This window comes from Thermus sp. (assembly GCF_056332225.1).
Genome location: NZ_JBWGQW010000045.1, coordinates 1 through 11,557, shown reverse-complemented (window position 1 = coordinate 11,557; position 11,557 = coordinate 1). Strand labels below are relative to the sequence as shown.

Annotated in this window: 9 protein-coding genes; 2 read left to right on the top strand and 7 right to left on the bottom strand. The window is 69.5% G+C overall.

What is annotated here, in order from left to right; all coding sequences use genetic code 11:
* Positions 1-145: 145 nt before the first annotated feature.
* Together AC01Y6_RS08140 and AC01Y6_RS08135 are read left to right on the top strand one after the other, a co-directional pair.
* A complete protein-coding gene (locus AC01Y6_RS08140; protein WP_476671056.1) occupies positions 146-1,585 on the top strand; it encodes a cellulase family glycosylhydrolase in 1,440 nt (479 codons plus the stop codon).
* A gap of 193 nt (positions 1,586-1,778) precedes the next feature.
* Positions 1,779-3,746 carry a cobyric acid synthase gene (locus AC01Y6_RS08135; RefSeq protein ID WP_476671055.1) on the top strand — a complete coding sequence of 656 codons (1,968 nt, stop codon included), beginning with the start codon at positions 1,779-1,781 and terminating at the stop codon, positions 3,744-3,746.
* 86 nt (positions 3,747-3,832) lie between these two features.
* Here the strand turns inward: AC01Y6_RS08135 and nagA are convergent, their stop codons facing one another.
* Genes nagA through AC01Y6_RS08100 form a run of 7 tightly spaced genes read right to left on the bottom strand, consistent with a single transcriptional unit; the run spans position 3,833 to position 11,469 of the window.
* Complete coding sequence (gene nagA, locus AC01Y6_RS08130) at positions 3,833-4,894, bottom strand: N-acetylglucosamine-6-phosphate deacetylase (protein WP_476671053.1); 1,062 nt, start codon at positions 4,892-4,894, stop codon at positions 3,833-3,835.
* Complete coding sequence (locus tag AC01Y6_RS08125; RefSeq protein ID WP_476671052.1) at positions 4,873-6,156, bottom strand: family 4 glycosyl hydrolase; 1,284 nt, start codon at positions 6,154-6,156, stop codon at positions 4,873-4,875. The genes nagA and AC01Y6_RS08125 overlap by 22 nt, the downstream gene beginning before the upstream one ends.
* Positions 6,153-7,397 carry a Gfo/Idh/MocA family protein gene (locus AC01Y6_RS08120; protein WP_476671051.1) on the bottom strand — a complete coding sequence of 415 codons (1,245 nt, stop codon included), beginning with the start codon at positions 7,395-7,397 and terminating at the stop codon, positions 6,153-6,155. Before AC01Y6_RS08120 ends, AC01Y6_RS08125 begins: the two co-directional genes overlap by 4 nt.
* On the bottom strand, positions 7,394-8,635 hold the full coding sequence (locus tag AC01Y6_RS08115) for an ABC transporter substrate-binding protein (RefSeq protein WP_428720215.1): 1,242 nt from the start codon (positions 8,633-8,635) through the stop codon (positions 7,394-7,396). The genes AC01Y6_RS08120 and AC01Y6_RS08115 overlap by 4 nt, the downstream gene beginning before the upstream one ends.
* 16 nt (positions 8,636-8,651) lie before the next feature.
* Positions 8,652-10,067 (bottom strand): endo alpha-1,4 polygalactosaminidase, encoded by a 1,416-nt coding sequence (locus AC01Y6_RS08110; RefSeq protein ID WP_476671050.1) that lies wholly within the window; start codon positions 10,065-10,067, stop codon positions 8,652-8,654.
* 12 nt (positions 10,068-10,079) lie between these two features.
* Positions 10,080-10,907, bottom strand: a complete 828-nt coding sequence (locus AC01Y6_RS08105; RefSeq protein ID WP_347241160.1) for a carbohydrate ABC transporter permease — start codon at positions 10,905-10,907, stop codon at positions 10,080-10,082.
* The gene (locus tag AC01Y6_RS08100; RefSeq protein ID WP_476671048.1) at positions 10,894-11,469 is read right to left on the bottom strand and encodes a carbohydrate ABC transporter permease; all 576 of its coding nucleotides are present in this window, start codon (positions 11,467-11,469) and stop codon (positions 10,894-10,896) included. Before AC01Y6_RS08100 ends, AC01Y6_RS08105 begins: the two co-directional genes overlap by 14 nt.
* Positions 11,470-11,557 lie beyond the last annotated feature (88 nt).

Below are 11,557 nucleotides of genomic sequence, written 5' to 3'. Positions count from 1 at the left end.
TTCTCATGCGGCTCTACCCGCCCGTAGGCGGGAAGCCCCAAGGCCAATCCTTATCCTGGGACCCGCATGTTAAGATATTTGCAAGCCCCCCGAGGGCGCGCGCTCAGGACCCCGGGGGGGGTCCGGAAAGGAGGCAGAAATGCCCATGATTAAGCGATTTTGGTTCCTGGTAGGCCTCGCCTCCCTCCTTGCCGCTTGCGGAAGGCAAACAACGCCTTCCCCCTCCTTCACCCTCGCCCTCAACCCCACGAGCCTCACGGTAGCGCAAGGCTCCAGCGGCACCACCACCCTCACCCTGACCCCAGAGAACGGCTTCACGGGCACGGTGAACCTCAGCCTGGTGGACCAGGGCGGCAACATCCCCCAGGGGTTCACCCTCTCCCCCACCAGCGTCGCCGTCACGGGGAACTCTCCCGTGAGCCAGACCCTCACGGTGAGCGTGGCCGCCAGCGTGGCCCCCGGGACCTACAACCTGAAGGTCAAGGGCACCAAGGACACCCTCAGCGCCCAGGCAAACCTCGCCGTAACCGTAACCGCGCCCTCCTCCACCACGGGCCCCACGCCCCGCTACAGCGCCAGGGCCGATGGCGTCTACAAGAACGGATCCCCCATCCCCCTCTACGGGGTCAACTGGTTCGGCCTGGAAACCTGCGACCGCGCCCCCCACGGCCTCTGGTCCGGAAGAAGCGTCGCCGACTTCCTCAGCCAGGTCAAGGGCTGGGGCTTCACGGCCCTCAGGCTCCCCGTGGCCCCGGAGGTGCTCCGGGACCAGGGAACCGTGGCCTCCTGGGCCCAGGTGGGCGATCCCGCCTACCCCACCTCCCCCCTCCAGGGCCTCAGGTACGTCCTCGGCAAGGCCAAAGAACTCGGCCTCTACGTCCTCCTGGACTTCCACACCTTCCGCTGCGAACTCATCGGAGGCGGCTTGCCCGGCAGGCCCTTTGACCCGAGCAGGGGGTACACCAAAGACGATTGGCTCCAGGACCTCCGCCGCATGGCCCAGCTCTCCCTGGAGTTCCCCAACGTCTTCGGTATAGACCTGGTCAACGAACCCCACGCCCTCACCTGGTCCGAGTGGAAGAACCTCGCCGTGGAAGGCGCCCAGGCCATCCTCGGCGTGAACCCCAACCTCCTGGTGGCCGTGGAAGGCGTCGCCAACGCCTCCTATAACGGCGGATACAACGCCTTCTGGGGAGAAAACCTCACCGAGGCCACCGACGACCTCGGCCTCGGAGACCGCCTCCTCTACCTTCCCCACGCCTACGGCCCCAGCGTCTACAACCAGCCCTACTTCGGCGACCCCGCCTTCCCGGCCAACATGCCCCCCATCTGGGACACCCACTTCGGCCACCTCTCCGGGCGCAACCTCCCCTGGGGCATCGGCGAGTTCGGGGGCCGGTACGTGGACCAGGACCGCACCTGGCAGGACGCCTTCGTGGACTACCTGCGGAACAAGAGAATCCGGGTCTGGTTCTACTGGTCCCTCAACCCCAACAGCGGCGACACCGGCGGCCTGCTCCAGGACGACTGGAAAACCCCCAACCAGGATAAGCTCAACCTCCTCGCAAGGCTCATGGGGTGGTGAAAAACCTTGGCGGGGCCCTGGAGGGAAACGGGGCGCCGGGCGAGGGGGCCCACGGAGGGACCCCCTCCAAGCCCCCTTGCCGTAAACCTTTTCCACGGGCGGTTATGCAACTCCGGCCAACCGCTTCACCGAAAGAGGCGAGACCGCTTTATGAGCGTGGAAAAGCCCCTGCTTGAGGCCGTGGGGGTACGCCTTGGCTAGGGCTAAGGCCCTCGCCGTCTGGGGCACGGGAAGCGGGGTGGGGAAAAGCCTCTTCGCCGCGGGGCTTCTCCGCCACTTCAAAAGGCTTGGCCTGAAGGCCGCCCCCTTCAAGGCCCAGAACATGGCGAACCACGCCCGGGTGGCGCGGGGCGGGGAGGTGGCCACCGCCCAGTGGCTCCAGGCCCTGGCCGCAGGCGCCGAGCCCGAGGTGCGCATGAACCCCGTTCTGGTGAAGCCCTTCGGGGAGAGGGCCGCCCAGGTGGTGGTGTGGGGCAGGGTGGACCCGGAGCTTTCCCGGCTTTCCTGGAAGGAGAGGAGGCCCCGCCTCGAGGCCCCCGTCCGCGAGGCCCTGGAGGGCCTCCTCGCCGAGTACGACCTCCTGGTGCTGGAGGGGGCGGGAAGCCCGGTGGAGCGGAACCTCTGGCCCGACCTGCCGAACCTAAAGGCGGCGGAGTGGGCGGACGCCAGGGCCCTCCTGGTGGCCGACGTGGACCAGGGGGGGGCCTTGGGGGCGCTCTACGGCACCTGGGCCCTCTTGGGGGAGCACCGGGAACGGCTTCTCGGCTTCGCCTTCAACAAGTTCCGGGGGGACCTGGAGCTCCTCAAGCCCGCCTACGGCCTTCTCCAGGACTGGACGGGCCTCCCCGTCCTCGGGACCCTCCCCCTGCTCCCCCTCGCCCTCCCCGAGGAGGACGGGTTCCGCCACCGCCTGGAGGGAAGGGAGGGCCCCAAGGTGGCGGTGCTCCGCTATCCCCACGCGTCCAACCTGGACGAGTTCTGGCCCCTCGCCGAGCTCGCCCGGGTCCGGTACGCCGCCCTCCCCGAGGAGGCGGAGGGGGCGGACCTCCTCGTCCTCCCGGGAAGCCGCCTCCCCGCCAAGGACCTCCCCTGGCTTCGGGCCTTCCTCCCGGCGATCCAGAGGCACCTGGAAGAGGGCAGGCCCCTCCTCGCCGTCTGCGGCGGGGCGGAGATGCTTTCCGAGGCCCTCCTGGACGAGGCGGGGGTGGAGGAAAAGGGCCACTTCCCGGGCCTTGGCCTCCTCCCTTTCCGGGTGCGGATGGCCCCGGAAAAGACCGTGGAAAGGAGGCGGGTAAGGCTTCAGGGGCTTTCCGGGTACTGGGGGGGGCTAAATGGCCTCGAGGTGGAGGGGTACGAGATCCACCACGGCCAGGGCCTCCCCCTCTTCCACCAGCAAGGAAGCCTCCTCGCCACCTGGCTCCACGGCCTCCTGGAGAACCCCGGGGTGCAGAAGGCCCTCTTCGGCCGGGAGGCGAGGGCCCTGGAGGAGAGCCTGGACCGGCTTGCGGACGCCATGGAGGCCCACCTGGACCTAGGAGCCCTCCACCGGGCCCTGGGGCTTACGGGGAGGCCCTTCCCCGCGCCAAGCCCCCCTGGGGCCTCCACCGAGGCGAAGGCCCCGGTGGGGCACCTGGACCCGCCCCCGCCCCCCGGCCTCGTCCTCCTCTTGGGCGGGGCAAGGAGCGGGAAAAGCCGCTTCGCCCAAAAGCTCGCCGGGCCCTTCGCCACCCTGATCGCCACCGCCGAGGCCCGGGACGAGGAGATGGCGGAGAGGATCCGCCGCCACCAAGAGGAGCGCCCCCCCACCTGGGAGACCCTCGAGGCGCCCCTGGACCTCGTGGAGGCCCTGGGGCGGGCCCGCAACCCCACGGTGGTGGTGGACTGCCTGACCCTCTGGGTGGCCAACCTCATGGAAAGGGGCCTGGACCCCCTAGAGGAGGCGAAGCGCTTCCTAGTGGCGGTGGAGGAAAGCGGCAAGCGGGTGATCGCCGTTTCCAACGAGGTGGGGATGGGGATCGTGCCCGCCAACCCCTTGGCCCGCCGCTTTCGCGACCTCCTGGGCGAGGTAAACGCCCTCCTGGCCGAGGCGGCCCAGGAGGCCTACCTCCTGGTGGCGGGGCAGGCCCTGCTCCTGAAGGCGCTCCCCCAAAAGCCCAGGTAGGCTTTCCCCGGTTCCGCCCCAGCCAGGCAAAGGTCCGCTCCACCCACCGCTTGGGCAGAGGCTTGAACCCCTGGGAAGGCCCGAGGTCAAGCCACCCGCTCCCCCCCCAGGTACACCGCCACCACCTCTAGGTTCTCGTCCAGCACCACCAGGTCGGCCCGCTTCCCCGGGGCGATCTCCCCGCGGTCCTCTAGGCCCAGGTAGCGGGCGGGTAGGGTGGAGAGCCTCCTGGCCGCTTCTTCTAGGGAAAGGCCGAAGGCCACCAGGTTGCGCAGGGCCCGGTCCATGGTGAGGGTGCTCCCCGCCAGGCTCTCCCCGAGCCACACCCCCTCTCCCCGCTTCTCCACCCGGTGGGCCCCCAGGGGGTAGACCCCGTCGGGCATTCCCGCGGCGGCCACGGCGTCGGTGACGAAGTAGAGGCCGGGGATGGCCTTCAGGGCGAGGCGGAGGGCGGCGGGGTGGACGTGGAGGCCGTCCGGGATGAGCTCGGCCCACGGCCCCCGCTCCAGGGCGAGGCCCGCCACCCCAGGCTCCCGGTGGTGGAGGGGGGTCATGGCGTTGAAGAGGTGGGTGAAGCCCTGGGCCCCGGCCTCAAGCCCCGCCAGGGCCTCCTCGTAGCCCGCGGCGGTGTGGCCCATCTGGACCCGCACGCCCCTTCCGGCGAGGAAGCGGATGAGGTCCAGGGCCCCGGGAAGCTCGGGGGCCAGGGTCACGGCCCGCACCGGGGCCAGGGCGAGGAGGGAGGCGGCGAGGCCCGGGTCGGGGAGGCGGGGGTAGGGGGGCTGGGCCCCGAGGCGGTGGGGGCTGATGAAGGGGCCCTCGAGGTGGACCCCGAGGATGGCCTGGCAGGCCTCCATGGCCTCCCGCACCCCTTCCAGGGCCCGCTCCAGGTCCTCGGGCAAAGCGGTGACCGTGGTGGCGAGAAGCCCGGTGGTGCCGTGGCGGAGGTGGAAGCGGGCGGCCTCCAGGCTGGCCTCCTTTCCCTCCATGAACTCCCACCCCCCGCCCCCGTGCACGTGGAGGTCCAAAAAGCCGGGGAGGACGTAGGGGCCGTCCACGGGGGCCTCCTCCAAGGCCTCTATCCGAAGGGAAAAGTGGAGCCTGCCTGGAACCAGGCCCCTCGGGGTCAGGATGCGTCCCTCAACCATCGCCTTAAGAATACGGGCATGAGGTCCCCGTGGGCCGAGGCGAGCTCCCGGAAGAGGGCCTCCACCCCCCTAAGGTCCAGCACCGCCCCGGTGAGGGGGTCCAGGGCGAGGCCCTGGAGGAGGGCCTCTGGGCTTTCCTCCAGGAGGCCCTGGACCCAAAGCTGGTGCACCTCTTGGGCCCTCCGGGCCAGGGCGGCCGGGCCCGGGGGGAGGCTCCCGCCCTCGGCCTCGAGGCTTTCCCGCCGCACCCGCACGGGCACCTCCACCACGAAGGGCAGAAGCTCGGGCACGTGGCCCCGGTTGGGGAGGGTGGCGTAGACCCAAGCCTCCTCCCCCCCGTAGAAGGCATCGAGGACGGTGGCGGCGTACTCCCCGCTCCGCCGGAGGGCCTCGGGAAGGCCCACCTGCCGCCTCGCCTCCTCCACCCACCTCCCGTGGTTCCGGGCGTAGAAGCCGCTTTCCCCGCCGTAGCCCGGCCTGGCGTAGCGGGCGAGGACCTCGGGGCGCTTGCGGAAGTAGGGGAGGTACTCGGAAACGTGGCCGCTGGACTCCGAGGGAAAGAGGCCGAAAACCCGCAAGACCTCAAAGCGCACCGGGTCCCGGTCCCAAAAGGCGGGGTCCTGGGCGAGGGCCTTCAGCCTCGGGTAGAGGTCCTCCTCCCCGAACCGGAGCTCCACGAAGAAGGAGAGGTGGTTCACCCCGAGGGCCCTGTAGGCCAGGCCCTCCGGGGGCACCCCCAAATAGCCCGCCAGGGTCTTCGCCGTTTCGCTCACGGAGTGGCAAAGCCCCACCGCCCGGTGCCCCCGGGAAAGCAGGTAGGCGGTGGTGGCGCTTAGGGGGTTCATGTAGTTGAGGAGGAGGCTTCCCCCAAACCCCGCCGCCACCTCCTCCAGGAGGCCGTGGAGCCTGAGGAGCTTCATGAGCCCCCCGGGGCCCAGGGTGTCCCCGATGCTCTGGTCCACCCCGTAGCGCAGGGGTATCTCGTAGTCCTTCCAGATGGCCTCCTCGCCCCCCACGTCGGCCACCAGCACCGCGGCCTCCGCCTTCTCCAGGGCCTCCCGAAGGGAGGCGGGCCTCACGGAGAAGCCCTTTTGGGGAAAGCGCGCCAAAAGGGCCTGGGCCCAGCGGAGCACGGGCCCAAGCCGCCCCTCGTCGGGGTCCACCAGGAGGAGCTCCACCCCCTCGAGGGCCGAAAGGAGAAGGTCCTGGACGAGGGTCCGGGAGAAGACGGCGCTTCCCGCCCCCACCAGGGCGAGCCTCACGCCTCCACCTCCACCACCCGCCCTTCCCGCCGCGCCCGCTCCGCCAGGAAGGTAAGGCGGTGGGCGTACACCGCCTCCTCCCAGGGCTCGAGGCGGCTTGGGTCCTCGCGGGCCACCGCCTCCACGAAATCCTCCACGAGCCCCATGTCCCCCCCGGCGTGCCCCGTGCGCACCGAGGCCTCCTCCTCCAGGGCGAGGTCCAGCTCCCGCTCCCCCTTCAGGAAGTGGAAGAGGCGTAGCCTCCGCCCATCCCCGAAAAGCTCCCCCTCGGTGCCGAAAAGCCGGGTTTCCCGGAAGCGCATGCGGCTTAGGGCCTCGGCGTGAAAGCTCGCCGTGCGCCCGTCCCGGTACTCCAGGGCCACCACCTGGTGGTCCGCCACGTCGTTAAGCCCCAGGTACACGCACTCCCCGTAGGGCCCCTCCTCCAAAGCCCGCACCAGGTTCTCCCGGGTGAGGGGAAAGGCCACCACGTCCAGGGGCCAGCCCCGCTCCCCCCGGTCATAGGCCTCGAGGTAGATCCGCCGCGCCGAGAAGGGGCAGGAGCGCTCCACCTCCTCGGGGCAGTGGAGGCAGCGCTCCGCCGCCCCTTTGGGTCTATTCTCGGGGCGGAAGTGGTAGAGCCCCCCGAAGGAGGCCACCCGCCGCACCCGCCCGGGGAGGAGAAAAAGGAGCCAGTCCAGGTCGTGCACGCTCTTCGCCAGGAGGAAGGGGCTGGACTCCCCTTCCCTCCGCCAGTTGCCCCGCACGAAGGAGTGGGCGAAGTGCCAGTGCCCCACGGGCTCCAGGTGCTGCGCCGAGACCACCTCCCCGATGGCCCCCTCCTCCAGCAGGGCCTTGAGCCTCCTGGCGTAGGGGGTGTAACGGAGCACGTGGGCCAGGGCCACCATCCGCCCCGTGCGCGCCTTGGCCTCCGCCACCCGCTCCACCTCCTCCCAGGTGGGGGCGATGGGCTTCTCCAGGAGGAGGTGGTAGCCCCTCTCCATGAGGGCCACGGCGGCCTCGGCGTGCAGGCGGTCGGGCAGGGCCACGATGGCCGCCTCCCCTAGCCTTGGCGCCTCCACAAGCTCCCGCCAGTCCCGGAAAACCCGCCCCTCCTCCAGGCCGAAGGCCCGGGCGAAGGCCTCCCGGTGCGCCTCCCGGGGCTCCGCCACCGCCACCACCCGGGCCCGGTCCGGGCGGTGGCGGGCGTACTGGGCCAGGGCGAAGCCCCGGCTCCCCGCGCCCACCACCACCAGGTTCACCATAGGGGCTTGGCGTTGCGGAGGAGGGCGTTCATGTCGGCCCGGGCCTTCTCTATGGCCTTGTCCAGGGGCAGGTTGCCGGTCCAGGCCAGGTTCATGGCGCTCCCCAGGGCGTCCAGGACCTCGGGAAGGTTGCTCAGGTTGCGGACGTCGGCGTGGCGCACCACCATGTTGGGGAGCTGGGCGAAGACCACCTCGGCGTTCCTACCGGGCAGGGCCTGGAGGTAGGTGCTGCGGTAGGCCTCCGCCAGGGTGGGCAGAAGGCCAGCCCCGGCCAGGATGCGGTTCGCCTGGGGGCTCGTGGCGTACCACTCCGCCAGCTTGTAGGCGGCCTCGCGGTTCTTGCTCCCCGAAGGCACCACCAGGGCGTGGACGCTGTAGACCCCCTTGGGGGCCAAGCCCTTCTTCATCTCCGGCAGGGGAGCGAAGGCCCAGTCCAGGCCGGGAGAGGCCTTCCAGACCTCCGTCATCCAGCTCCCCAGGACGTAGATGCCCATCTGCCCCGCCTGGAAGAGCTGGTAGCCCTGGAGGGTGCTCTCCTGGGGGCCCGGGGAGACCTTGTCCACGTAGATGAGGTCCAGGAGCTTCTTGGCGGTGTCGTAGAAGACCTGGTCCAGGTTGGCCTCGTAGCGGTCCCCCACCTTCTTGATGAGCCCCGTCCCGCCGTTGGAGTAGTAGAAGGCCATGCCGTACTCGGTGTCCACCTGGAGGTCCATGGCGTTGATGCCCCAGACCTTCTTGCCGTCGGGGCGGGTGAAGGTGAGCTTCTTGGCCGCCTCCCGCATCTCCTCAAAGGTCCAGGAGGACTTGGGGATGGGCACCCCCCGTTCCTGGAAGAGCTTGCGGTTGATGTAGACCGTGACCACCTGGGGCCCCAAGGGGACGCCCAGCACCTGGTCCTTCACGGTGTAAAGCTTCAGGGCACCCTGGGGCAGGCGGCCCTTGGCCTCGGGGGAAAGGGCGATGGGGGAAAGGACGCCCTGGGAGGCGTAGAAGGGGAAGTTGTCCAGGTTCATCCACATCACGTCAAAGGTGCTCCCCCCGGCGATCATGGCCGAGGCCTTCTGCCAGTAGGTGCCCCAGGGGACCAGGTTGTAGGCCACCTGGATCCCCGTGGCCTCGGTGAAGGCCTTGAGGAGCCTCTCGTCCACCTTCTGCCGGGTGCCGTCCCAGGTGGCGTACTGCACCTGGGCCAGGGCCGAAACCGCCAGAACCAAAATCCCGAAAAGCCTCTTCATGCCTCATCCCTCCTTCTCACGGGTTGTGCAGAAAGACCCGGTCCAGCCGGATCACGGAAACGTAGGGGATAAACCCGAGCTCCCTCGCCCGCACGTAGGCCCGCTCTATGAGCCCCTGGTCCTCGGGCAGGGCGTAGTCCAGGGCCAAAACCACGAGCCCCCGCTTGGCGAAGGGGAGGACGGGGGAAGGGTCGTTGTCCACGGGCACGTAGCGGCCTGCCTTGAAGTCGTACATGCTGGAAAGGTTCTCGTACATCACCGCGTCCACGTAGCGGGCGGTCTCCGGGAGCACCCTGAAGCCCCGGTTCTGCACCAGGATGGCCTGGGGGAAGGCCTCCCGGAGGCGCTTCACCAGGGCCACGAGGCCGGGGGCGGTCTCGGGGAAGAGGTCGGCGGTGTCCAGGGTGTCCAGGAAGAGGCCGTCAAACCCCTGGGCCAGGTAGTCCTTGGCCTGGGAAAGGACGAGGTCCTGCCAGCCGGGCTTCCTGGCGTCCACGTAGTAGCTCCCCCAGTTGGGGTTCTGGCCCAGGATCCAGTCCTTGGGCACCGAGACCCTTTCGGGCTCGGCCTCCCCCACGGAGAGGTAGGCCACCACCTTCACCCCCGCCCGCTTGAGCTCCAGGAGGGCGGCCTTGGGCAGGTTGGGCTGGACGATGGCCAGGTCAAAGTTCACCAGCTTGGCGGCCTCGGCGGGGTCGGTGCCGTAGTAGACGGCGTAGGTGGTGAGGCCCTCGAGGCGGCTTTGGATGGGCGGCTCCTCCCCCAGGTAGGCGCTCACCCGCTGGGCCAGGGCCTTGGGGTCCTCCAGGCGCTCCACGAAGACCAGGTAGCCGAAGTTGGTGGGGGAGTGGTAGTCCCCGCCCACGGGCCAGAGGGGGTACTCCGAGGCCGCCTGGTGCTCCCGGCCCACCTTGAGCCCGAAGATGGTGCCGGGCTTGGGCGGGTCCACCTTGAGGGAGGCGAAGGGGATGGCCCACTCCAGGATCCAGCGGTCCTTCTCTATGCGCCCGGAGGTGCGGTACTCCGTGGTGAAGGTGTAGGCCTTGAAGCGGGTGCCCTTGGGGTTCGCCGCCAGGTGCAGGTACTCGGGCTTCTTGGGGTCCAGGCGGAGGAAGACCTCCATGGTGTCGTCCGTCCACCACTCGTTGTGGTCGGCGGGGTTGTTGGCCCGCACCGTCTCCGCCTTCTGCTCAAAGACCCCAAGGAGGTAGAGGTTTTCCCGGTCGTAGGCCACGCTGAAGTAGCCCTTGTGCCCCACGGGCTTGGCGGGGAAGGTGTTGGAGAGGACCACCTCATAGCGCGGCAGGCCCTCCCACTGGGAGAGTTCCCCCCCGATCCGGATGGTGCGGGGCAGAGCCTGGGCCACCATCTCCGGGGCCACCTGCCCCAGGGCCAAGCCCAGGAACCCAAGGAGACCGATCCACTTGCGCATACGCCTCACCTCCTATCCCTTAAACCCCGAGAAGAGCTCGGGGTTTTGCAGGCTCCGCTGGAAGAAGAGGTAGACCAACACCGGGGGCAGGGCCATGAGGGTGGTGCCCGCCATGAGGAGGGGGATGTTCACGGCGTAGTGGTTCTGCACGGCAAGGAGGGCCACGGGGAGGACCATGCGCTCGGGAGAGGAGAGGACCACGCTGGGCCAGATGAAGCTCTGCCAGTAGCCCAGGAAGAGGAGCACCCAAAGCACGGCCAGCGCCCCCCGGGAGAGGGGAAGCACCACCTTGAGGAAGGCGGTAAAGGGGGTTCCCCCGTCCACCAGCACGCTCTCCTCGAGGCTTTTCGGAAAGCTCTTCAGGTACTGCCCGAGCACGTACACCGCGTAGCCGCTGGTGAGGCTTGGGATGAGGTAGCCCAGAAAGGTGTCCACCAGGCCCAGGGCCCGCACCAGGAGGAAGGTGGGGATGAGGGTGATCTGCCAGGGGAGGAGCATGGAGAGGACGTGCCCCTGGAAGAAGAACTCCCGCCCGGGGAAGGCGAGGCGGGTGAAGGCGTAGGCCGCCATGCCCCCCAAGGCGAGGTTGCTGGTGGCGAGGAAGGCCGAGGTCCAGAGGCTGTTGAACAGGGCCCGCCCCACGGGCACGGCGGAGAAGAGGGCCTGGTAGTGCTCCAGGGTCCACTCCCTAGGCCAGAGGGTGGGCGGCCAGGCGTAGGCCTCCTGAGGGGCCTTGAAGCCGGTGAAGACCATCCACAAGAAGGGGTAGAGGACGAGGAGGGCGAGGGGGGTGAGGAGGAGCACCAGGAGGGTCTGGCGAAGCCGCTCACGCCTCCGCATCGGCCAACCTCCTTTCCAGACGGCGCTGAAGCCAAACCAGGAGGAAAAGCCCCCCGGCCAGAACCCAGGCCAGGGCGGTGGCGTAGCCCATGCGGAAGTAGCGGAAGGCGGAGGTGTAGATGTAGTAGGCCAGGGTGAAGGAGGCGTCCCCGGGGCCCCCACGGGTCATGAAGAGGACCGCCTCAAAGAGCTGGAGGCTCGCGATGGTGGAGAGGACCGCCACCAGGCTCACGATGGGGAGGAGGGCGGGGAGGGTCACGAAGCGAAAAGCCTGCCAGGGGCCCGCCCCGTCCACGGCGGCGGCCTCGTACACCTCCCGGGGCACCCGGGAAAGCCCGGCCAGGTAGAGGAGCACCGCGCTTCCCATCCCCTGCCAGGTGCTGAAGAGGGCCAGGGTGGGGAGGACGGTCTCGGGGCGGTTCAGGGGGTTCCAGGGGAGGAGGCCGATGAGGGCCTGAACCAGGAGGGCCGTGGCCACCACCCCGGTGACCAGGGGGAGGTAAAAGACCACCCGGAAGAAGGCGGCCCAAAGCCCCCGCAGGTTGTGGAGGGCGAGGGCCACCCCCAGGGGGAAGGACCTCCACCATCCGCCCCAGGCGGTGGCGCCAGGAGCTTTTGGCCTTGGAGCCCAGCACCAAGAGGTCCGCTCC

Excerpts from the sequence above, each read along its gene's own strand:
- AC01Y6_RS08140 (WP_476671056.1), top strand. The coding sequence starts at position 146 with ATGATTAAGCGATTTTGGTTCCTGGTAGGCCTCGCCTCCCTCCTTGCC.
- nagA (WP_476671053.1), bottom strand. The coding sequence starts at position 4,894 with ATGGTTGAGGGACGCATCCTGACCCCGAGGGGCCTGGTTCCAGGCAGG.
- AC01Y6_RS08115 (WP_428720215.1), bottom strand. The coding sequence starts at position 8,635 with ATGAAGAGGCTTTTCGGGATTTTGGTTCTGGCGGTTTCGGCCCTGGCC.
- AC01Y6_RS08110 (WP_476671050.1), bottom strand. The coding sequence starts at position 10,067 with ATGCGCAAGTGGATCGGTCTCCTTGGGTTCCTGGGCTTGGCCCTGGGG.
- AC01Y6_RS08105 (WP_347241160.1), bottom strand. The coding sequence starts at position 10,907 with ATGCGGAGGCGTGAGCGGCTTCGCCAGACCCTCCTGGTGCTCCTCCTC.